Raw genomic sequence first — 19,680 nt, 5'->3', positions numbered from 1 at the left:
CTCAAGATCAGACCTTACGGAACTTGGCCTGGAAGAAGCAGTAGACGCCGAAGCAGGCGATGCCCAGCGCGATCAGGCCGAGCAGCCACGGGCCCCAGGCGGTGCCGGCCAGCGTCTTCAGCGCCGAGTCGAGGCCACCGGCCTTCTCCGCGTCGATCGTGACCGCCGCGGCCGTGAAGAGCGCACCGGCGATGGCGTACGCCACACCCTTGCTGATGTAACCCGCCTTGCCGAGCCGGCCGACGGTCCGGTGCACCTGCGGGCTCATCCGGCCGGTGTTGAGGTGCTTCTCGAACTTCTTCTTGTAGCCGTAGATCGCCAGCCCCACGCCGACACCGACCACCACGAGGCCGATGAACCCGACCAGGAACCGGCCACCGCCGCTGCTCATCATGTTCGACGCGGAGGACTGCTGGTTCTGCGACTGCGAGGCCTGCGCGCCGGTGATCGTCTTGATCGTGATCACGGTGAAGTAGCCGTACAGGATGGCCCGGAAGCCGCTGATCACCCGCTCGGCGACGGCCTGCTTGTCCTGCGGCCCGCTCTCCCCGATCGCGGCCTCGAAGACCTGCCAGATCGCCATCGCGCCCATGCCGATGGCGATCAGGACGAGCGAGAACTTGCCGCCCGGGCTCTGGGCGATGGCCTGGAGGGCGCCGGACTGGTCGGTCTCGCCCGACGAGTTGCCGAACGCGACCTGGAGCGCCAGCCACGCGAACAACAGGTGGATGACGCCGTACGCGATGAAGCCGCCGCGCGCGAGCATCTCCAGCGGTTTGCTGTTGGCCGCGCGCGAGGCCGAGCTTCGTGCTTGTGCAGTGGCTGACATGGGCCTTTAAGTCACCAGCGGCCACTCTCGCCAAACCTGTCTACGGGCGGCTCACCTGGAATGACACGTCGTCCTGGGTCACCGTGTTCAGCGCCACCTGCAACCCGGCCACGTCGACCGCCTGCTGTCCCTTGGTCAGCTGGACCTGCTCGCCGGCCACCTCGAGCGTCACCGTGTTCTGGTCGGCGCTGATGAATTTCGCCTCCACGCCGAGCACGCTGGCGGAGGCGTTGGTCTCCCGCTGGATGGTGACCGTGCACTGGTTGAGCCCGCAGTCGACGTTGTCGTTGCCGCAGGCGGCGAGCGGGGCGAGCGCGAGGATGGCGGTCGTGAGCAAGGCGGCGCGGCGCGAGGCCGTGGTCTTCAACACCCATCCCAATGTACGAGGTGAAAGCGACCCTATGCTCGGAAGATGGACGTCAGCGTGCGTGACAACCCCGCGGAACACCGCTTCGAGTTGATCGTGGACGGCGCCCAGGCCGGCCTGGCCGCCTATCGGGTGCGCGACGGCATCACCGTGATCACCCACAGTGAGGTCGACCCGGCCCACCAGGGTCAGGGCCTGGGCGGCCGGCTGGCCCGGCTCACCCTCGACCACCTTCGTTCGACCGGCGCGCGGGTCGTGCCGGCCTGCCCGTTCTTCGCCAAGTACGTGTCGGCCCACCACGACTGGGACGACATCCTCGAGGACTGACCTTCTCAGTGGTAGCCGGGCCCGGTATTCGGGCCCCGGATGCCGGGCCCGGCTACCACTGATCGGTCAGGCGGCGACCGGCTGCTTGGCCGGCGCCGGGACGCTGGTGCCGGCGATGATCTCGGCCGCGGCCTGGCCGCAGGCGCGGGTGGCGCCGTAGGTCGCCAGGTGCACCGCCCCGGTCACCCGCTCGGGCAGGCCCATCTCGACCACGATCGCGCCCGGGCAGACCGCCAGCGTGCGCGCCACCGCGTCGGCCACCCAGGGGTGCCGGTGCAGGTCGCGGACCACCAGCACGAGCGGGCGGCCACCGAGGCCGGCCAGGACCCGGGACTCCGGCTCGGCCAGGCCGCCCAGGTCGTCCTCGCTGAGCCGCAGCGAGGTGGTTCCGGGCAGCAGGTCGTGCAGCGGGATGCCGAGCCCCCAGGGCGTCTCGGCGCCGATCGCGATGTTCCGCGGCGGCGCGAACTCGACCACGTGCGGCGGGGCGGCGAGCGGCAGCATGTCCCCGGCGCCGGTCACCCGGACCGCGCGGCGGGCCGCGGCCAGCCCGATCACCGAGGCGGCGACCTTGCCGATGGAAAGCGCGTCGGCCACCGCGCGGGCGCCGGTTCGGGTCTGGGTCTCGGCGGTCCAGGCGGCCAGCCGGTTGACCCGCCCGGCGGCGTCCCGCAGGCGCGCCTCGGGCAGCTCCCCGCTGCGGACGGCGGCCACGATCGCGTCCCGCAGGGCGATCGCGGTGGCCTCGTCGGCGTGGTCGCCACCCACGCAGATCGCGTCGGCGCCGGCCGCCAGGGCGCGCACGGTGGCGCCGGCCAGCCCGTACGTCCGGGACACGCCCTGCATCTCGATGCCGTCGGTGACGATCAGGCCGTCGTACCCGAGTTCCTCGCGCAGCAGCCCGGTGAGGATGCGTGGGCTGAGGGTGGCCGGGAGGTCCGGGTCGTAGGCGGGCACGAGCAGGTGGCCGGTCATCACCGACTGGACGCCGGCCGCCACCGCGGCCCGGAACGGGACCAGCTCGACCGACTCCAGCTCGGCCCGGCCGCGATCGATCAACGGCACGGCGTGGTGCGAGTCGACCGCGGTGTCGCCGTGACCGGGGAAGTGCTTGGCGCAGGCGGCCACGCCGGAGGCCTGGAGGCCGGTCACGAAGGCGGCCGAGTGCCGGGCCACCAGGGCCGGGTCGGCGCCGAACGCGCGTACGCCGATGATCGGGTTCTTGGGGTTGCTGTTGACGTCGACGTCGGGGGCGTAGTCGAGCGTGATGCCGGCATGCGCCAGGTCGCGGCCCAGGTCACGGGCGACCGCCTCGGTCAGCGCCGGGTCATCGATGGCGCCCAGCGCCAGGTTGCCGGGTCGGGAGCTGCCCAGCCGTGACTCGAAGCGGGTGACGTCGCCCGCCTCCTCGTCGATGGCCACGATCACCTCGGGGCGCTCGGCCCGCAGCTCGGCGGTCAGCGCGGCCACCTGGGCCGGCGACTCCACGTTGCGGGCGAACAGCGCCACGCCGCCGAGCCCCTCGGCCAGCATCCGCCGGACCCAGTCGGGGGCCCGGGTCCCGTGGAAGCCCGGCTGGAGCACGGCCCCGGCGAGATGCGTCAGGTCGTCGCTCGGCTGCGGCATGTGTCCCCCGTACCCTCCGGATCGTGGTCGATAGCTATGGAAACACCCCGTGTCGATTTAGTCAACAAACCTTCCTATTAGAAGTGTAAGAAGGGGCGCCCGTAGACTCACCCCGTGAACACACCGCTCGCGGCCGGCTCCGGGGTCGACTGGTCCCAGGTGCACGCGGTCAAACTGCTGGGTATCGCCCTGGCCGTGCTGATCCTGGTCTGGGCGATCCGGCGCATGTTCAAGTAGGGGCCGGCGCGGGTATCCGGCACGCTCGATGAAGCTTCCCGTCTACGGACCCCGTCTGCGCCGCGTCGCCCGCAAGTACTTCGGCTGGCCCTCGCTGCGCCCCGGTCAGTTCAAACCGATGCGTGCCGTGCTGCGCCGCAAGGACGCCCTGGTGGTCCTGCCCACCGGCGCCGGCAAGTCGGCGATCTACCAGATCCCGGCGGTGCTGCTGCCCGGCCCGACGGTGGTCATCTCGCCGTTGCTGGCCCTGCAGCAGGACCAGATCCTCGCGCTGAACGCGCTCGGCTCCCCCGCCACCCGCGCCGTGCGGGTCAGCTCGGCCGAGTCGCCGGCCCAGCAGCGCGCGGCGATCGAGGAGATCCGGTCCGGCCGGGCCGAGTTCCTGTTCATCACGCCCGAGCAGCTCAGCGACCCCGACCGGATGGCCGAGGTGCGGGCGCTCAGGCCCGGCCTGGTCGCGGTGGACGAGGCGCACTGCATCTCGGCCTGGGGACACGACTTCCGGCCCGACTACCTCTCCATCGGACACCTGATCAAGGGCATCGGCCGGCCGCCGGTGCTGGCGCTCACGGCCACCGCGTCGCCGCCGGTGCGCGACGACATCATCGCGCGGCTCCAGCTACGCAAGCCCGAGGTGCACGTGTCCGGGCTGGACCGGCGCAACCTGTTCCTCGAGGTGGCGTACTGCCCCGACGAGTCGTATCGGACCCGCAAGCTGCACGCCCTGCTCGACTCGGCGCCGCCACCGGGGATCATCTACGTGGCCACCCGGCGCTCCGCCGAGGAACTCGCGGCTTCCTTGACCGCGTCCGGCTACAGCGCCACCTTCTACCACGGCGGCCTACCGGCTTCCGACCGCACGTCACGCCAGGCCGATTTTCACGCCGACAAAGTGGACATCATGGTCGCCACGTCGGCGTTCGGGATGGGCATCGACAAGCCGAACATCCGATGGGTCGCCCACGTGGCCCTGCCCGGGTCGCCGGACGCGTACTTCCAGGAGATCGGCCGGGCCGGGCGCGACGACCTGGATTCCCGGGCGCTGCTGCTGTGGCGGTCCGAGGACGAGGCCATCCAGCGGTTCTTCAGCGGCGGGGCGCCCGACCTGGTGGAGATCCGCGAGCTGGCGGCGGCGCTGCGTGACGGGGCACAGACGAAGACGGCGCTCAAGGAGAAGACCGGGCTGGGGCCGCGCAAGCTCGGGTCGATGCTCGGCCTGCTGGAACAGGTGGGCGCGGCGACGGCCGGCGACCGCAACAAGTGGACGGTCCCGGTGTTCGCGCCGCTCCCGGCCGCGGCGGCCGAGGCCGCGGTGGACGAGTACGAACGGCAGCAGGTCGTGCAGCGGTCCCGCACCGACATGATGCGCGCGTTCGCCGAGACCCAGGCCTGCCGTACGCAGGCCCTGCTCGCCTACTTCGGCGAGATCATGAAGTCACCCTGCGGGCACTGCGACAACTGCGCCGCGCCGGCCACCGCCCCGCCGGCCCCCTCGTCCGCCCAGCCGTTCAGGGTGCACGCCAAGGTGCGTCACGAGGAATGGGGTCCCGGCATGGTGATGGGCTACGAGGAGGAACGCATGACCGTCCTGTTCGACGAGGTCGGCTACAAGACCCTCTCGGTGCCCGTCGTCGTCGCCAACGACCTGCTCACCGTTATGTAGTCGTTTCGGCCACCGGCTGTGGACGGGCGCAAGAATGTCGGCCCGGGTCGATATGCTGAGTCCGCCGAGGTTGGCAACACGGGGAGGCAGCGGCATGGCAGACGGCGTGGAGATCGACACCGGACAGGTGGGCGATTTCGCCAAGGGAATGCGTTCCGAGGCGGCTACTGGGTTCAACCAGGTCGCCAATCGAGGCACAAGACTGCACTCGTACGGGGTGCCGTTCGGCTCGCGCATCACGATGAGCGACATCGTGCAGCAGGCGAAGGGGCGCTACGCGGTGGCCCTGAGCAACACCGAGGCCAACCTGCGGGCCTACCAGCAGGCGGCGGAGATCTTCGCCGACGTCGCCGACGACATCGCCCGCGAGTTCAAGGGCACCGACCGCAACAACGCCGAGGCCACGGCCCGGGTGAGCGCCCTGATGGACGGCGCGATCGCCAAGGCCAACGAGATCATCGCCGGCGCCCAGGGCGCGAGGAGGGCGGTCTGATGGGCAACTGGGGAAACTACAACCTGCCGGCGATCTGGAGCATGATCGAGCAGGAGAACCAGTGCACCGGCGCCGACCGGGTCCTCGACTGGCAGAACCTGGCCCAGGGCGTCCGTGAACAGCACCGCCGGCTGAAGAAGTCGGGTGAAGACCTCGCCGCGGCCTGGTCGCCGGACACCAACCAGTCCGCCGGCAACTTCTTCCGCTACCTCGACCACCTGGCCAGTTCGATGAGCGACACGCTGACCCGCGCCGAGAACACCCGGCTGGGCCTCCAGGGCGTGATCGAGGCGATCAGCACGGCGCAGATGACGATCCGCCCGCTGGTCTCCGAGCGGGCCGACGCCGCCGACGACATCGTGCCGCGCATGGTCGACCACGCCGAGGACGAGTACGACGAGAAGGCCCAGCGGGCGATGGAGCAGGCCGAGCGCACGATCAGCGAACACCTCAACCAGATCGAGTCGCCGGCGATGTTCACGATGAGCGGTGGCGGCGTCGAGCGTGGCGACCCGCTGCAGGGCGATCCGCCTCCCGGCGGGGGCGGTCCGGGCTCGGGCGGCGGGTCCGGTTCCGGCTCCGGGTCCGGGTCCGGCTCCGGCTCCGGCCCGGTCCTGCACGCCACGCCCATCCCGGTGACGGTCCCCAACGATCCACCCGACATCCAGCCGCTGCCCGAGGGCGGGCCGGCTGACGGCGGTTCGGGCAATCCCGGAACGATCCCGGGTTCGACCATCCCGCCGGGGTCGGGCTCCGGGCCCGACCTGGCCGGCGTGATCACCCCGGGCTCGGCGCCGATCGGCGTCGGCAATCCCGGTCCGCTTCCCCCGGCGACTCCGCTCGGCGGTGGTGGCGGCGGGGTGCCGGGGCTGATGACCGGCGCGCTCGGTCTGGCTCCCGGCCTGGGCGGGGGCGCCGGCCTGCCGATGAGCGGCCTGGGTGTCGGTCGCTCCGGTGCGGCCATGGGCCGTCAGCCGGTGCCGATGCGGCAGGGTCTGCCGTCCGGGGCGGTGATCGGTGGCCAGCCCGGCGGCCGCGGTGGTCCCGGTCAGATGATGACCGGGCAGAGCGGGCGCGGGGCCGGCGGCGAGTCCGAGGAAGAGATCCTGCCCGGCGGCGAGGCCGACCAGCTCTGGGGCGTCGACAGCGGCGTCACGCCGGTCATCCGGCCCGACACCACCGAGGCCCGGCACGATCCCGGCCCCGGCGTCATCGGGCGCCGCCCGTGATCCGTCTCCGTCCGGGACGCTCTCTGGTCGCGGCCGCGATCGCCCTCGGTCTGATCGCGGCCCCGGCCGGGCCGGCCTCGGCCGACTCGATCCGGGACAAGCAGTGGTATCTGTCCGCCCTCGACGTCGCCGACGCCCAGCGGATCAGCACCGGCGCCGGCGTCACGGTCGCGCTGGTCGACACCGGCGTGAAGGCGGAGCATCGCGACCTGCGCGCGGCGATCCTGCCCGGCTTCGACGCCACCGGCGACGCGCGTGGCGACGGCCGGGACGACCCCGTCGGTCACGGCACCGAGATGGCGGGCATCATCGCCGGGCGCGGGCATGGCGGCGGCAGCGGCATCCTCGGTATCGCGCCCGGCGCCAAGATCTTTCCCGCCGGCGCGGCCATCGACGGGCCCTCGAACGGCGCGGACATCGCCCGCGCGATCGACCAGGCGACGAAGAGCGGCGCCAAGGTGATGAACCTGTCGTTCGCGCGGCCCGCCGGCCAGAACATCCGCGAGGCGATCCAACGGGCCCGGGCGGCGGACATCGTCGTGGTCGCGGGCTCGGGCAACACCGACCGGCCGGCCGCCGACCGGTTCCCCGCTCTCTACCCCGAGGTGCTCAGCGTCGGCGCGGTCGATCGGGACGGCAAGCTCTCGAAGATCTCGGTCACCAACGAGGGGGTCGACATCGTCGCCCCCGGTCAGGACATCGCGACCACCGGCATCTTCAGCTCCGGCTACAGCATCGGCACCGGAACCAGCCCGGCGACGGCCATGGTGAGCGGGGCGGCGGCGTTGATCCGGGCGAAGTACCCCGACCTGTCGGCGGCCGACGTGATCCATCGGCTCACCGCGACGGCGACCGACGCCGGGCCGAAGGGGCGCGACGACAGCTACGGCTTCGGGCGGCTCAACCTGGTGAAGGCGCTCACCGCCGAGGTCGGGCCGGCGCCGGCCGAGAGCGCCGCCGCCGCTCCGGCCGCGTCGGCCGGGGCGCCCGCACCGGCCCCGGTTCCGGACGACGATCCGCCCCAGGCGCTGCCGCTGCGCAAGGTCCTGCCGATCGTGCTCGCCGTCGGGGCCGGGCTGCTCGTGCTGGCCATCGGCATCGTCGTCATCGTGCTGATGATCCGCCGGCAACGCACCTGACGAAGCCGGCTGTCACCACCGGCCGGCCAGCACCACCGGGCCGGCCAGCACCGCCGCGCCGGCCAGCACCGCCGCGCCGGCCATCACCGCCGAGGCGGCCAGCACCGGTCGGAGACCTGAGAAAGGCCGCCGGAACACCGGCGGCCTTTCTCACACACCTATGACGACGCGTTACGCGCCGGGGCGGTCAACCTCGCCGCGCCAGGCGCCGGTCTCGGCGCCGCCGCGCTCCTCGATGAAGGTCTTGAACCTCTTCAGGTCGCCCTTCACCTGGCGGTCCAGGAAGCCCAGCTTGTCGCCGGCCGTCTCGACCACACCCTCGGGCTCGAAGTCCATCTGGACCGTCACCCGGGTCCGGACGTCGTCCAGCCGGTGGAACGTGACCACGCCGGCCTGCCGGGAACCCTCGGTCGAGGTCCAGGCCACCCGCTCGTCCGGCAGCTGCTCGGTGATCTTGGCATCGAACTCGCGCTTCACGCCGTCGACGTCGGTCTTCCAGTGAGTGGTGGTCGGATCCAGCTGGCGGATCTCCGTCACACCGCTCATGAACTGCGGGAACTCCTCGAACTGGGTCCACTGGTTGTAGGCCGCCCGCACCGGGACGTCAACATCGATGTACTCGGTAACCGTGCTCACTGTGAATCCCTCCTTCACATCAAGAGGTGCCCGGGAAAGATTGACCCAAACCGCCGCGGGTACGGTCCGGACTGTGACAGCGGACGCAATCGTCATCGGGGCGGGCCACAACGGCCTGGTCGCCGCCAACCTGCTCGCCGACGCCGGCTGGGAGGTCCTGGTCGTCGAGGCCACCGCCCAGCCCGGCGGCGCGGTCCGATCCGGCCACGTGACCGCGCCCGGCTACCTCAGCGACCTCTTCAGTTCCTTCTACCCCCTCGGGTACGCCTCGCCGGTGCTCCGCGGCCTCGACCTGCACGAGCACGGCCTGACCTGGACCCAGGCCCCCGACGCGCTCACCCATCTGCTCCCCGACGGCCGGGCCGCCACCATCAGCCGCGACGTGACCCGCACGATGGCGTCCATGGAGGCGTTCGCGCCCGGTGACGGCGAGCGCTGGCGGTCGGCGTACACGGAATGGTCGGAGATCTCGCACCACCTGGTCGGCACCCTGCTCGGGGGTTTCCCACCGGTGCGGCACGGCGCCGCGCTGGCCGGGAAGCTCGGCGTCGGCGGCGCGCTGCGGCTGGGACGCCGGCTGATGCTGCCGGCGCGCAGGCTGGGCGAGGAACTGTTCCGCGGCGAGGGCGCGCGGGTGACGCTGGCCGGCTGCACGCTGCACACCGACCTGTCGCCCGAGGACGCGGGCGGCGGCATGCTGGGCTGGCTGCTGGCCATGCTGGCCCAGGAGAGCGGCTGGCCGGTCCCTGTCGGCGGTGCCCAGCAGATCACCTCCGCCCTGGTCGACCGCCTTCTCGCCCGCGGCGGACGGATCGTCTACGACTCACCGGTGACCCGCGTGCTGATCGCGAAGGACAGGGCGATGGGGGTACGCACGGCCGACGGCGCCAACCATCGGGCCCGGCGGGCGGTGCTGGCCGACGTACCCGCGCCGGCCCTCTTCCTGGACCTGGTCGGCGCACCCCTGCTCCCCACGCGCATGGTCGACGACCTGGACAACTTCCGCTGGGACGGCGCCACGGTCAAGGTCGACTGGGCGGTCTCCGCCAAGGTCCCGTGGACCAACCCCGCCGCCACCACCTCCGGGGTCGTGCACCTGACCGCCGACCTGAACAGCCTGACCCGCTACGCCGCCCAGCTGGCCTCCGACGAGATGCCCACCCGCCCGTTCATGCTGCTGGGCCAGATGACCACGGCCGACCCGTCCCACTCACCGGCCGGCACCGAGTCGCTGTGGGCGTACACCCACCTGCCGTTCCGCCGTTCGTGGAGCCCCGCTGACATCGCCGAGCACGTGACCCGCATGGAGCAGGTCATCGAGTCCCAGGCCCCCGGCTTCCAGGCCACCGTCATCGGCCGCAACGTCTTCGCCCCCGGCGACCTCGAGCAGCAGAACCCCTCCCTGGTCGGCGGCGCCCTCGGCGGCGGCACCGCGGCCGCCTACCAGCAGCTGTTCTTCCGCCCGATCCCCGGCCTGGGCCGCCCCGACACCCCCATCGACCGCCTGTTCCTGGCCAGCGCATCGGCCCATCCGGGCGGCGGCGTCCACGGGGTGCCGGGCGCGAACGCCGCCCGGGCCGCCCTGGCCCGAGAAAACGCGCTGGCGGGCGGCGCCTATCGAGCGGCGATCAATGCGGCCCACCGAGCCATCTATCGCTGACGATGGTGGACCACCTTTAACCGGCGAAAAACGACAATCGCTCCCGGCGCACTCGTCGTGTCACGCTCGGGTAGTGATGGCAGACGAGCAGAAAGATCCGCACGCGGTCGCTCCCACAATTGTGGAAAAGATTGCCGCATCCTGCAGCTCGGGCAGTTGCCCGACCATCTATCGAACCGACCGGGGAACGTTGATCGTGCAGGGGCACATGATCGAACCCGGCTCGGTCGGCATTTCCGTGTCCGATGGTGAAAAGTTGGTCGAGATCCCTTTGCCTCTTCTCCTGTCGGTCACTGACAACGTCGCCTGAGCGAGGCGCGCGCGTTGTTGCGGATCGTCTACAAGGCGGGAATCCTGAACGATCGCGCGGTGGGCTAATCCCCGACCTGCCGATCTAGCGCTGACCTCGGCGGGCCTGAACGGCGAGCCGCAGCGCTCGCCACAGCCGGAACTTCCGGGAGCTGTCCGCGGTCGCGATGAGATGAGCCAGAGCAGGTCGCTGCTCCGGCGGCACGAACGTGATGACGACGACGATCGGCAGCACAGCCGAGGCGATCTCCACCGTGAGGAACAACGCGATCAGGACCACGACCGCGCACAACACCGCGAAATTGTTCATCTCCGGGCCTCCAGTCAGAGTGACATGATCAGAGCGACGGCAAGAAAGAACAGCCCGGCGCAGGCCCCGATGGCGACGATCGCGGCGGCGGCCGCCGCCTGCACCAGCTCACCGAGCGCGGCAACCGCTCGCGGGACCAGCCGGACGGACATCAGGAGACAGAAACCGGCGAGGCCGAGAAGGACGACGATGCCGGCACCCGGCGCGATCGCTTCGATGGGCCCGAGGTTCAAAAGCATGAATGAGCCTGATTGAGACAGGACTGATCTTGCATAGGACGAGCAGGTTTGCATACGGTGCGCCCGTGACCAATGCTGGCCTGGCACATGAGACGTCTGACGACCTCGGTCCAAGGGTCGTGCAAACACATGCATCAGCGGGACCCGCCCTACCGTGTATCGATCGGGTCGCGGCACCATGATCATCCAGGTTTACCAGGTCACGAGCGCTGCTGCGGGGATCACCGTTCCCGCCGGTGAACTGCTTGTGGAGGTCCCGATCCAACTCATCCGGTCCGCCGCCGCCGACGGCATCGGCTGAACGCAACGAGAGGGGCGAGTCCTTGAGGCCCACGGGATCGGGCTCGTCCAGTCCGGCTGACGAGAGACTCGTCGGACCAAGACTCCAGAGCCACCGCCGCCGGGCCGGCTTGAGCGGACACCAGCTGGCCGACCTGGTGGGAATGACACAGTCCAAGATCTCCCGGATCGAGACCGGAGCCGTTCTGCCGGATCCGGCCGCTGTCCGCCGCATCGCCGACGCGCTGAATCTGCCCTCCGAGGTGGTTGAGCAACTCGTGGACGACGCCGACGGGGAACACAACCGGATGCAGGACCTGCGCACGGATGCGAGCGCTGTCGTCACGCAGAGACAGATCGCCGAACTCGAGCAGAAGAGCAAGTTCGTCCGGTTGTTCAATCCGACCACGATTCCCGGCCTGCTTCAGACCGGTCACTACGCCACAGCAGTGATCATCTCCACGCAGACACTCGGCGCCGCGCCGGGGAAGGTGCCCCCGGAGTCTGAGCTGATGGACGCGGCCGCCGCCCGCATTCGTCGTCGTGAGGTGCTCCAGGAGCGCGCTACCCGGGTGGCTATCGTCATGTCCGAGGCGGCTCTGGCCAATCGCGTGGCCGACGACCACGCGATGCTTCAGCAGATCGAATTCATCCAGGAACTCGCCGCCACCGACCGATTCCGGATCAGGATCCTGCCGTTCACCCAGCGGCTGCCCGGCCCGCTCTCCACCGGCTTCGAGGTGGCTGACGAGCGCTGGGTGGTCATCGACCTGTTCAACACTGCCGTGACATCTCCGGGAGCAGAGGACGTCCGGCGGTACATCAGGGTGTTCGACGAGCTGTGGGAAGCGGCCACCCCCGAGGTGGAACCACTCCTGGCGGAGTACGCGCGGCGGTACAAGTCCTCGACCGGCTGACTGGGGGATACGCTGCGGAAAGGTGGGGTGCAACGGGGCTCATGTTTACGGAATTTGGGTTCGGGCATCTGCACCGCGTAATCGCTGGAGGAGGGGCCCTGTTGCGCATCGCGATGATCTCGGAGCACGCCAGTCCGCTTGCGGATGGTGGGGACGCCACCGGTGGCGCCCAGCGCCGGCACGTCGCCGACCTGTCGGCCGCGCTGGCGGGGCTCGGGCACGAGGTACGGGTGTACACGCGGCGGGACCGCGGCGGGCTCGACGAAATCGTGACGATGGCTTCCGGCGTACGCGTCGTGCATGTTCCGGCCGGACCGGCCGAGACCGTGCCGCCCGACCTGCTCCTCCCGCACATGGGCGACTTCGCGAAGTGGCTGCAGCAGGCGTGGGCCGGCGACTGGCGCCCCGAGGTCGTACACGCGCACTTCTGGACCAGCGGCCTCGCCGCCGTCACCGCCGCCCGGCAGGTCGGCATCCCGGTCGTGCAGTCCTTCCACGAGCTGGCCGACCTGCCCACCACCGCCGGGAAGACGCCGTCGCGGTCGGGCTACGAGCGGGCGCTCGGCCGGGCCGTCGACCGGGTGGTCGCGCAGAGCCAGGACGAGGTGCAGGGCCTGATGCGCATCGGCGTGCCGCGGGCCCGGCTGACCGTGGTGCCGGCCGGGGTCGACAGTGAGCGGTTCTCCCCGGACGGGCCGGTCGCCGATCGTGACCCGGAACGGCCACGGATCCTGTCGGTGGGCCGGCTGGTCGAGCGCAAGGGCTTCGGCGACGTGATCCAGGCGCTGCGGTACGTGCCGGGCGCCGAGATGATCGTGATCGGTGGTCCGCCGCCCGAGCAGCTCGCCTCCGACCCGGCCGCGCGGTCGCTGCGCGCGATGGCCGAGAAGTACCAGGTCGCCGACCGGGTGCGGCTGATCGGTGGGGTGCCGGCCCGGGACCTGCCGGCCTGGTACCGCTCGGCCGACCTCCTGGTCGCCGCGCCGTGGCAGGACCAGTTCGAGATGTCGCCGCTCGAGGCGATGGCGTGTGGCGTACCCGTGGTCGGCACCGCCGTCGGTGGTCTCACCGAGACCGTCGTGGACGGCCTGACCGGCGATCTGGTCCCGCCCCGCGACCCCCGCGCGCTGGGCGGTGCGTTGCGCCGGTTGGTCAACGACAAGGTACGCCGGTTCGCGTACGCCACGGCCGCGCTCGACCGGGCCCGGCAGGCGTACTCGTGGAAGCGGGTCGCCGCCCAGGTCGGCTCGGTCTACTCGGCGGTCACCGGTCGTGGCAAGCCCGCCGAAGAGGAAGCGGTCGCCCAGGTCTGACCGGGTCCACCAACCGGTTGATACCGGCGGCCCGAACGCGTGCCAGGCTCGTAGTCATGGATACGCGCCACGGGTTCGGGCGGCGGGCGATCCGCTGGCTTCCGTACGGAACGCTGGCCGGCTCCACCGTGCTGATGCTGCTCACCGACTTCTCGCAGGTGCTGCCGATCCCGGTCGGGCTGGCCGTGGTCGGCGCCGTGGCGCTGTGGCTGTTCTGGTTCATCACCCTGCATCCGCAGTGGATCGACCGGCCGGCGGTGATGCGGGTCTTCCTGATCGGGCTCTACTGCTTCTTCCCGGTGCTGATCCTGGCCAGCCCGCTGTTCGCGCTGTTCATCTGGAGCGGCTACATGTTCGTGGTGACGGCGCTGCAGGGGCGGCGGGCCCTGGCCGGGGCCGCGCTGGTCGCCGTGTTCAGCGCCATCGGCCAGATCGGTGGCTTCGTCGTCATCGCCGAGCCGGGGGTGCTGCCGGGCTTCCTGGTGCTGCTGGCCTTCAACGTCGTCATCGGCGTGGCGATGACCCGGATGGCGATGTCCAACGACGCCGAGTCGGAACGCCGCCGCCAGATGGTGATCGAGCTGGGCGAGGCCAACACCAAACTGGCCGCCGCGATGCGCGAGAACGCCGGCCTGCACGCCCAGCTGCTCGCCCAGGCCCGGGAGGCGGGCGTGCTCGACGAACGCCAGCGGCTGGCCGGGGAGATCCACGACGTGCTGGCGCAGGGGCTGACCGGCATCGTGACGCAGCTGGAGGCGGCCGACGCGGCCACCGACCGGCCGGCCGACCACGACCGGCACCTGGCCCAGGCCAGGCGCCTGGCCCGGGACGGCCTGACCGAGGTCCGCCGGTCGGTACAGGCGCTGCGCCCGCAGCAGCTGGCCGCGGCGGCGCTGCCGGACGCGCTCACCGGGGTGGTCGACGACTGGGCCGCGCTGAACGACGTGCCGGCCGAGCTGATCACCACCGGCACGGTGCGGCCGCTCACGCCCGAGGTGGAGACGACGTTGCTGCGGGCGGCGCAGGAGGCGCTGGCCAACGTGGCCCGGCACGCCGGCGCCTCCCGGGTCACCCTCACCCTGTCCTACATGGAGGATGTGGTGTCGCTGGACGTGCGGGACGACGGCGCCGGCTTCGACCCGGCGGCGCCCCGGGAGGCGTCCGAGGCCGGCGGGCACGGGCTGACCGCGATGCGTGAGCGCCTGCGCCGGATCGCCGGCACGCTCGAGGTCGAGTCCGAGCCGGGCGCCGGCACCGCGATCTCGGCCTGCGTGCGGGCCGCCGCGTGATCCGGCTGCTGATCGTCGACGACCACCCGGTGGTCCGCGACGGCCTGCGCGGCATGTTCGCCGGCGACGACCGGTTCGAGGTGGTCGGCGAGGCCGGCGACGGGCGGGAGGCGCTCGCCGTGGCCGGGTCGGTGCGGCCGGACGTCGTCCTGATGGACCTGCGCATGCCCGGCATGGACGGAGTCACCACCATCGGGGCCCTGAAGAAGGCGGGCTCGGCCGCCCGCGTCCTGGTGCTGACCACGTACGACACCGACCGCGACGTGCTGCCCGCGATCGAGGCCGGTGCGACCGGCTACCTCCTCAAGGACACCCCGCGCGAGGATCTGTTCCGGGCGGTGTCGGCGGCGCACCGCGGCGAGTCGGTGCTCTCCCCCGCGGTGGCCGGCCGGCTGATCGGCCGGCTGCGATCACCCGCCGCCGAGCCGCTGAGCCAGCGCGAGCTGGAGGTCCTGACGCTGATCGCCCAGGGCGGCACCAACCGGGAGGCCGCCCAGCGCCTCTTCATCTCCGAGGCCACGGTCAAGACCCACCTGCTCCACGTGTACGCCAAACTGGGCGTCCGCGACCGCGCCGCGGCCGTGGCGGCCGCCTTCGAGCGAGGCCTCCTCGGACGCGGTTAGCCCTTCCTGGGCTCGCCGCGGTAGGTGCCGAAGCTCCACAGGTTGCCCTCGGGGTCTTTCATCGCGAACTCCCGGGAGCCGTAGTCGGTGGTCGCCGGCTCGCGGGTGATCGGGGCGCCGCCGGCCTTGACCCGCTCGTGCAAGGCGTCGATGTCGTCGGCGACCACGTAGCAGCCGAAGGTGCCCGGGCGCAGGGCCCAGGTGTCGTCGTCGCCGCGGCCGGTGGCCGAGCCGAGCATGATGCCGCCGCCGAGCGGCCAGGAGAGCTGGCAGTGCTGCACGGTGTCGCCGTCGCCGTACACGGCGGTCTCCTCGAAGCCGACCACGTCGACGAGGAAGCGGATCAGGGCGCGGGCGTCGGTCGCCCGGAGCGTGGGCCACACGGCCGGTGGCGGGGTCAGATCAGTCATGCCTTTCATCCTCGGCGGTGAGGCCGGCGCCGGCTTGGACAAATGCGATCTCGTCGGCGAGCCACCGCGTGGGCGCGACCCCGGCGAACGCGTGGAAGTCGCGGGCCAGGTGGGCCTGGTCGAAGTAGCCGGTGGCGGCGGCCAGGTCGGCCAGCTTGACGCCGGGGCGCAGGCGGCGCCGGGCCCGGTCGAAGCGGGTCACCCGGGCCGCCTCCTTGAGGCCGAGCCCGGTCTCGGCCCGGAACCGGGTGGTCAGGTGGCGGGTGCTCCAGCCGACCTCGGCGGCCAGGTCGCGAACGGTGACGGTGCCGCCGGTGGCGAGCAGGCGCTCGTACGCGTACCCCACATCGGGGTTGATCTTGGAATTGTCGCCGCGCAGGCGCAGGAGGGTCGTGTCGAGCGCGGCGAAGCGGTCGGGCCAGCGGTCGTGGGCCTGGACGGCGGAGCGCAGGGCCGACGCGGCCCGGTCGCCGATCACCGCGGGCAGGTCGACGTCGAGGCCGCCGAGCTCACCGGCGGGCAGGCCGAACAGCGCGCGGCAGCCGAGCGGGTGGACGGCGATCTGCACGCCGGACTGGGCGCCGTCGTGCGCGATCAGGGCCGGTGCGAGGTGCAGACCGCCGAGCAGCGTGTCGTAGGTGCCCGGCGGCTGACGGCCGTCGGGGTGCGCGCGGACGGTGAGCGGCTCGTCCAGGGTGAGGATGAGCGTGAGGTAGGGCGACGGCAGCCCGCGGTGCACGCCCGGCGGGAGGCCACGCTGGCGGTAGCCCGAGTACCAGCCGACGAACGGCCGCAGGCCCGGCGCGGGCCGGGCCTGCACGTACTCGTCAACCGTCATACCGCCGTTTGTATCAGCTCAGCGTCTGGGCGAGGTTGTCCCGGAAGTTGCGTTCCCGGTCGGTGACCGCCTCGCCGCCGATGCCGAGCACCCCGCCGGTGCTGGCCGCGCCGACCACCGAGTCGGCGATCTCGACCAGCCAGTGCTTGTAGGTCTCGGCGTCCGCCGGGGTCGCCTTGGCGGCCAGGACGGCGTTCACCTCCTTGGCCCGGACGAGCACGTCCCGGGCGTACCCGATCGGGTCGGCCGGCTCGATCACCGGCGGGTCCTCACCCAGCTCGGGGTCGCCGGCCGCGCCCAGCGCCTCGGACGCCACCTCGACCACCAGCCCGCTGGCCGAGGCGCGGGCCTCGGAGATCTTGTCGAGCCCGGCCTCGTTCTCGGCCCGGGTCTTGCGGGCGCCGTCCTGGCTGGCGGCGCTGGCCGCGGTGAGCACAGCCTGCGGCAGGCCGACAAGGAGGCCCCATTCGGCGTCGGTGAAGCCCCATTTGGCGTACAACGGTTCGTCGGTCATGCGGTCTTCTTACCCGACCTCCCCGCTGTTGATTCGCCGGGTCCTGCCGTCGTCGATCCCGCTCTCCGCTAGGGCTCGCGCTCGCGCACGGTGATGGAGCCGGCGCCGGAGGCCAGGCGGATCGTGTAGCGGTCGGTGCTGCGGTGCCAGCCCGGGGCGGTCAGCATGGTGGCGGCCGGGGTGCCGTTGTTGACGGTCCAGGGTGTGGTCACCGCGCCGGCGCCTTCCAGCAGGTTCAGCCGGACGGGCGTGGCCGGCGGCGTGGTCATCTCGACCGTGCCGGCGCCCCGGCGCAGCACCACCGGGACGGTGCCCCAGGGGTGTGGCAGGTTGAGCTCGACCAGGCCGGACGCCCCCAGCTCGACCCGGGTGACCCGCCCCGCCGCCAGGTCCAGCTGCTGCTCGCCGGCGCCCGCGGGCAGCCGCACGTCCCAGCGGACCCGGCGGTTCAGGACGATCCGCACGATGTCCGGCCCCGTGCCGCCGGTCGGCCGCAGATCCAGCCGCAGCACCCCCCGCCGCACCGTCACGTGCGGCGCCAGTCCCCCGTCGGCCGGCGTGGTGACCCGGTAGAGCAGCCCCGGCATCTCGGCCAGCCGCACCTCGACCCGGGACGCCGCGTCGCCGACCAGTAACGCCGCGCCCGTACGCCCGCGGAGCGCACCCACCACGACACGATCCGTAGCCGGCGGCACCGGCGCCGGCGGCCGGGGCGCCATCGGCGTGCACGCGCCCACTGTCAAGGCGGTGACCAGCGCGAACGCCGATGTCACACGAATGGTTGAGTTACCTTGACTCAGCGCTGGGGGCACCAACGGTCAACGCAGAATCGGCCGAACGGGTGACGGCGAAGCGCCCGGATCGAGCCAGACTGTCCGAATGCGTTCCGAAGGCTTCCTGTCCGCTCGTCAGCGTCGCTTCGCCTGGCTGGGCTTCCTGATCGTCGCATTCCAGGCCCCCCTGGCGGCCCGCCTGGTCGACGACGCCTCCTGGCTCTTCGCCGTGGTCGTGGCCCTGGTCGTGGCCACCGTGATCCTGGCCGACGACGCCACCCGCCGCCGGAGCAGCGCCGAGGCCGCCGAATAGCTTCAACCGAGCTGCACCGGTCGGGAGAACCGTCGGCAACCCCGGGCTCCCTAACGTTCTCTCACATGAATGGCCTGTTCAGCGGCGCTGCCGCCCGCGCTGCCCTGCGCTCCGCCCACGTGTCCCTCGACGAGCTGTCGGCCTCGGTCGGCGTCTCCGGCCTGGCCGCCGTGGCCGCCTCGCCGTCCCTGCTGGCCGCGATCGACCAGCACGCCGCCGGCGTCCGCGACAGCCTGTCCGCGGACGTCAAGGCGCTCACGCCGGTGATCCTGGCCGCCTACGCCGAGGGGGTGCGCGACGCCGCTTTCAAGCACGGCTGGACGCCTCCCACCGGCGCCATCGACTGGACCGCCAACGACTGGGTCCTCCGCCGCCTGCTGGCCGTCGTCACGCTGGCCACAACGCTCTGACGCTCTTCCGCTGACCGGCCATCGCACGTTCCCAGGGCCGGCGCCGATCCTCTTCGGCGCCGGCCCACTCCCATGCCCGACACTTCAAGATCAAGAGCTTGATGTCGTGCCTGGGTGGGTGGTTCAGACCGCAGCTCCCGCCGAGGCCGGGCGCGCGACTCCAAGGCCGTGACCGGCCAGAACAGAGCCGCCCACCCTTCATTCCGGGTAGGTGGTCACCCTCCGGGCTCCGCGCCCAACCCCCACCCGCCGCGCCTTGCTCTGAGCGCGTATAGGCACCACGCGTAAGTGACCACCCTCCGAGCACGCCGCGCCAGCCCCTCCGCCACGCCTTGCTCTGAGCGCGTATAGGCACCACTCGGATCACGTCTGCCGAGTGGTGCCTATACGCGCTCAGAGCAGAAGGGGCCGGCGGCTCTTGGCGTGCCCTGGCCACGGTTGCCCGCGGCGGGTGTTGGGTCAGCGGCGCTTGCCGGGGCCCGGGGTGGGGCCGGCCTCGGTGGGGTCGTCGTCCGGGGGCGGCAGGACCTGGGTCTCGCCGGCGTTGCGGCCGGGCTGCGGGAGGATCTGGGTCTTCTCGCTCTCGTCGTCGCGGACCACCTCGGCGGTCGGGTCGTCGTCGCGGTCGAAGCCGGGGACCAGGTGCGGACGGTCGTCGACCGGCGGCAGGGACGAGATGACCTGGGTCTGCTCGGCGGCCTCGGCCGCACGCCGGGCCTCTTCGGCCTGACGCGCCTCGGAAGCCTGACGCGCCTCGGAAGCCTGGCGGGCCTCGGCGGCCTTGCGGGTCTCTTCGGCCACGCGGGCCTCTTCCGCGAGGCGGGCCTCGGAAGCCTTGCGGTTCTCCTCGGCCTGGCGAGCCTCCTCGGCCTTGCGGGCCTCGTCCGCCTTGCGCTTCTCCTCGGCCAGGCGAGCTTCCTCGGCCTTGCGGGCCTCG

The 19,680-nt window shown here is 71.9% G+C and carries 24 protein-coding genes; 14 read left to right on the top strand and 10 right to left on the bottom strand.

Annotated elements, in window-relative coordinates:
• Positions 1-7 precede the first annotated feature (7 nt).
• Both AB0O15_RS26545 and AB0O15_RS26540 read right to left on the bottom strand, forming a co-directional pair.
• Complete coding sequence (locus tag AB0O15_RS26545; protein WP_364323433.1) at positions 8-829, bottom strand: DUF1206 domain-containing protein; 822 nt, start codon at positions 827-829, stop codon at positions 8-10.
• Between the two features lie 40 nt (positions 830-869).
• Positions 870-1,199 (bottom strand): hypothetical protein, encoded by a 330-nt coding sequence (locus AB0O15_RS26540; RefSeq protein WP_364323431.1) that lies wholly within the window; start codon positions 1,197-1,199, stop codon positions 870-872.
• Between the two features lie 42 nt (positions 1,200-1,241).
• Between AB0O15_RS26540 and AB0O15_RS26535 the strand changes: the two genes are divergently transcribed.
• Positions 1,242-1,523, top strand: a complete 282-nt coding sequence (locus AB0O15_RS26535; protein WP_364323429.1) for a GNAT family N-acetyltransferase — start codon at positions 1,242-1,244, stop codon at positions 1,521-1,523.
• Between the two features lie 66 nt (positions 1,524-1,589).
• Here the strand turns inward: AB0O15_RS26535 and AB0O15_RS26530 are convergent, their stop codons facing one another.
• Complete coding sequence (locus AB0O15_RS26530; protein WP_364323427.1) at positions 1,590-3,149, bottom strand: glycoside hydrolase family 3 N-terminal domain-containing protein; 1,560 nt, start codon at positions 3,147-3,149, stop codon at positions 1,590-1,592.
• A 114-nt stretch (positions 3,150-3,263) separates the two neighbouring features.
• Between AB0O15_RS26530 and AB0O15_RS26525 the strand changes: the two genes are divergently transcribed.
• The 5 genes from AB0O15_RS26525 (at position 3,264) to AB0O15_RS26505 (ending at position 7,910) form a co-directional block, all read left to right on the top strand.
• Positions 3,264-3,386 carry a hypothetical protein gene (locus tag AB0O15_RS26525; protein ID WP_364323425.1) on the top strand — a complete coding sequence of 41 codons (123 nt, stop codon included), beginning with the start codon at positions 3,264-3,266 and terminating at the stop codon, positions 3,384-3,386.
• A 28-nt stretch (positions 3,387-3,414) separates the two neighbouring features.
• Positions 3,415-5,049: an ATP-dependent DNA helicase RecQ gene (locus tag AB0O15_RS26520; RefSeq protein ID WP_364323423.1), complete on the top strand. Its 1,635-nt coding sequence runs from the start codon at positions 3,415-3,417 to the stop codon at positions 5,047-5,049.
• A gap of 94 nt (positions 5,050-5,143) precedes the next feature.
• A complete protein-coding gene (locus tag AB0O15_RS26515; protein WP_364323421.1) occupies positions 5,144-5,542 on the top strand; it encodes a hypothetical protein in 399 nt (132 codons plus the stop codon).
• Positions 5,542-6,771, top strand: a complete 1,230-nt coding sequence (locus AB0O15_RS26510) for a hypothetical protein (RefSeq protein ID WP_364323419.1) — start codon at positions 5,542-5,544, stop codon at positions 6,769-6,771. Before AB0O15_RS26515 ends, AB0O15_RS26510 begins: the two co-directional genes overlap by 1 nt.
• Positions 6,768-7,910: a S8 family serine peptidase gene (locus AB0O15_RS26505; protein ID WP_364323417.1), complete on the top strand. Its 1,143-nt coding sequence runs from the start codon at positions 6,768-6,770 to the stop codon at positions 7,908-7,910. The genes AB0O15_RS26510 and AB0O15_RS26505 overlap by 4 nt, the downstream gene beginning before the upstream one ends.
• Positions 7,911-8,081: 171 nt before the next feature.
• On the opposite strand, the gene AB0O15_RS26500 is transcribed toward AB0O15_RS26505, so the two are convergent.
• Positions 8,082-8,546 (bottom strand): SRPBCC family protein, encoded by a 465-nt coding sequence (locus tag AB0O15_RS26500; RefSeq protein WP_364323415.1) that lies wholly within the window; start codon positions 8,544-8,546, stop codon positions 8,082-8,084.
• 73 nt (positions 8,547-8,619) lie between these two features.
• Between AB0O15_RS26500 and AB0O15_RS26495 the strand changes: the two genes are divergently transcribed.
• On the top strand, positions 8,620-10,206 hold the full coding sequence (locus AB0O15_RS26495; RefSeq protein ID WP_364323412.1) for an NAD(P)/FAD-dependent oxidoreductase: 1,587 nt from the start codon (positions 8,620-8,622) through the stop codon (positions 10,204-10,206).
• Between the two features lie 76 nt (positions 10,207-10,282).
• Entirely contained in the window at positions 10,283-10,516 is a 234-nt protein-coding gene (locus tag AB0O15_RS26490) for a hypothetical protein (RefSeq protein WP_364323407.1), read from the top strand.
• 84 nt (positions 10,517-10,600) lie between these two features.
• On the opposite strand, the gene AB0O15_RS26485 is transcribed toward AB0O15_RS26490, so the two are convergent.
• Together AB0O15_RS26485 and AB0O15_RS26480 are read right to left on the bottom strand one after the other, a co-directional pair.
• Positions 10,601-10,825 carry a hypothetical protein gene (locus AB0O15_RS26485; RefSeq protein WP_364323405.1) on the bottom strand — a complete coding sequence of 75 codons (225 nt, stop codon included), beginning with the start codon at positions 10,823-10,825 and terminating at the stop codon, positions 10,601-10,603.
• 14 nt (positions 10,826-10,839) lie between these two features.
• Positions 10,840-11,064 carry a hypothetical protein gene (locus AB0O15_RS26480; protein ID WP_364323403.1) on the bottom strand — a complete coding sequence of 75 codons (225 nt, stop codon included), beginning with the start codon at positions 11,062-11,064 and terminating at the stop codon, positions 10,840-10,842.
• Between the two features lie 236 nt (positions 11,065-11,300).
• Between AB0O15_RS26480 and AB0O15_RS26475 the strand changes: the two genes are divergently transcribed.
• The 4 genes from AB0O15_RS26475 to AB0O15_RS26460 all read left to right on the top strand — a co-directional run bounded on the left by AB0O15_RS26475 (position 11,301) and on the right by AB0O15_RS26460 (position 15,485).
• Entirely contained in the window at positions 11,301-12,260 is a 960-nt protein-coding gene (locus AB0O15_RS26475) for a helix-turn-helix transcriptional regulator (protein ID WP_364323401.1), read from the top strand.
• 101 nt (positions 12,261-12,361) lie between these two features.
• The gene (locus AB0O15_RS26470) at positions 12,362-13,573 is read left to right on the top strand and encodes a glycosyltransferase (RefSeq protein ID WP_364323399.1); all 1,212 of its coding nucleotides are present in this window, start codon (positions 12,362-12,364) and stop codon (positions 13,571-13,573) included.
• Positions 13,574-13,629: 56 nt separating this feature from the next.
• Positions 13,630-14,862 carry a sensor histidine kinase gene (locus tag AB0O15_RS26465; protein WP_364323396.1) on the top strand — a complete coding sequence of 411 codons (1,233 nt, stop codon included), beginning with the start codon at positions 13,630-13,632 and terminating at the stop codon, positions 14,860-14,862.
• The gene (locus AB0O15_RS26460) at positions 14,859-15,485 is read left to right on the top strand and encodes a response regulator transcription factor (RefSeq protein WP_364323394.1); all 627 of its coding nucleotides are present in this window, start codon (positions 14,859-14,861) and stop codon (positions 15,483-15,485) included. Before AB0O15_RS26465 ends, AB0O15_RS26460 begins: the two co-directional genes overlap by 4 nt.
• On the opposite strand, the gene AB0O15_RS26455 is transcribed toward AB0O15_RS26460, so the two are convergent.
• The 4 genes from AB0O15_RS26455 to AB0O15_RS26440 form a co-directional block, all read right to left on the bottom strand.
• Positions 15,482-15,895 (bottom strand): VOC family protein, encoded by a 414-nt coding sequence (locus tag AB0O15_RS26455; RefSeq protein WP_364323392.1) that lies wholly within the window; start codon positions 15,893-15,895, stop codon positions 15,482-15,484. The two genes, AB0O15_RS26460 and AB0O15_RS26455, sit on opposite strands and share 4 nt — an antisense overlap.
• Positions 15,888-16,733, bottom strand: a complete 846-nt coding sequence (locus tag AB0O15_RS26450) for a helix-turn-helix domain-containing protein (RefSeq protein WP_364323390.1) — start codon at positions 16,731-16,733, stop codon at positions 15,888-15,890. Before AB0O15_RS26450 ends, AB0O15_RS26455 begins: the two co-directional genes overlap by 8 nt.
• Before the next feature lie 13 nt (positions 16,734-16,746).
• Positions 16,747-17,247 carry a hypothetical protein gene (locus AB0O15_RS26445; protein WP_364323388.1) on the bottom strand — a complete coding sequence of 167 codons (501 nt, stop codon included), beginning with the start codon at positions 17,245-17,247 and terminating at the stop codon, positions 16,747-16,749.
• Positions 17,248-17,315: 68 nt separating this feature from the next.
• Complete coding sequence (locus AB0O15_RS26440; RefSeq protein ID WP_364323386.1) at positions 17,316-17,915, bottom strand: hypothetical protein; 600 nt, start codon at positions 17,913-17,915, stop codon at positions 17,316-17,318.
• Between the two features lie 211 nt (positions 17,916-18,126).
• Here AB0O15_RS26440 and AB0O15_RS26435 point away from each other — a divergent pair, with 211 nt between their 5' ends.
• Both AB0O15_RS26435 and AB0O15_RS26430 read left to right on the top strand, forming a co-directional pair.
• The gene (locus AB0O15_RS26435) at positions 18,127-18,333 is read left to right on the top strand and encodes a hypothetical protein (protein ID WP_364323384.1); all 207 of its coding nucleotides are present in this window, start codon (positions 18,127-18,129) and stop codon (positions 18,331-18,333) included.
• A 65-nt stretch (positions 18,334-18,398) separates the two neighbouring features.
• On the top strand, positions 18,399-18,743 hold the full coding sequence (locus AB0O15_RS26430; RefSeq protein ID WP_364323382.1) for a DUF6401 family natural product biosynthesis protein: 345 nt from the start codon (positions 18,399-18,401) through the stop codon (positions 18,741-18,743).
• Positions 18,744-19,680 lie beyond the last annotated feature (937 nt).

The organism is Actinoplanes sp. NPDC089786 (genome assembly GCF_040684855.1).
Classification (GTDB): Bacteria; Actinomycetota; Actinomycetes; order Mycobacteriales; family Micromonosporaceae; genus Actinoplanes.
This window is presented reverse-complemented; position numbering and strand designations above follow the sequence as displayed.

Coding starts and splice junctions, on each gene's coding strand:
- AB0O15_RS26545 (WP_364323433.1), bottom strand. CDS start 829: ATGTCAGCCACTGCACAAGCACGAAGCTCGGCCTCGCGCGCGGCCAAC.
- AB0O15_RS26535 (WP_364323429.1), top strand. CDS start 1,242: ATGGACGTCAGCGTGCGTGACAACCCCGCGGAACACCGCTTCGAGTTG.
- AB0O15_RS26530 (WP_364323427.1), bottom strand. CDS start 3,149: ATGCCGCAGCCGAGCGACGACCTGACGCATCTCGCCGGGGCCGTGCTC.
- AB0O15_RS26520 (WP_364323423.1), top strand. CDS start 3,415: ATGAAGCTTCCCGTCTACGGACCCCGTCTGCGCCGCGTCGCCCGCAAG.
- AB0O15_RS26515 (WP_364323421.1), top strand. CDS start 5,144: ATGGCAGACGGCGTGGAGATCGACACCGGACAGGTGGGCGATTTCGCC.
- AB0O15_RS26510 (WP_364323419.1), top strand. CDS start 5,542: ATGGGCAACTGGGGAAACTACAACCTGCCGGCGATCTGGAGCATGATC.
- AB0O15_RS26490 (WP_364323407.1), top strand. CDS start 10,283: ATGGCAGACGAGCAGAAAGATCCGCACGCGGTCGCTCCCACAATTGTG.
- AB0O15_RS26485 (WP_364323405.1), bottom strand. CDS start 10,825: ATGAACAATTTCGCGGTGTTGTGCGCGGTCGTGGTCCTGATCGCGTTG.
- AB0O15_RS26480 (WP_364323403.1), bottom strand. CDS start 11,064: ATGCTTTTGAACCTCGGGCCCATCGAAGCGATCGCGCCGGGTGCCGGC.
- AB0O15_RS26465 (WP_364323396.1), top strand. CDS start 13,630: ATGGATACGCGCCACGGGTTCGGGCGGCGGGCGATCCGCTGGCTTCCG.
- AB0O15_RS26455 (WP_364323392.1), bottom strand. CDS start 15,895: ATGACTGATCTGACCCCGCCACCGGCCGTGTGGCCCACGCTCCGGGCG.
- AB0O15_RS26450 (WP_364323390.1), bottom strand. CDS start 16,733: ATGACGGTTGACGAGTACGTGCAGGCCCGGCCCGCGCCGGGCCTGCGG.
- AB0O15_RS26445 (WP_364323388.1), bottom strand. CDS start 17,247: ATGACCGACGAACCGTTGTACGCCAAATGGGGCTTCACCGACGCCGAA.
- AB0O15_RS26435 (WP_364323384.1), top strand. CDS start 18,127: ATGCGTTCCGAAGGCTTCCTGTCCGCTCGTCAGCGTCGCTTCGCCTGG.
- AB0O15_RS26430 (WP_364323382.1), top strand. CDS start 18,399: ATGAATGGCCTGTTCAGCGGCGCTGCCGCCCGCGCTGCCCTGCGCTCC.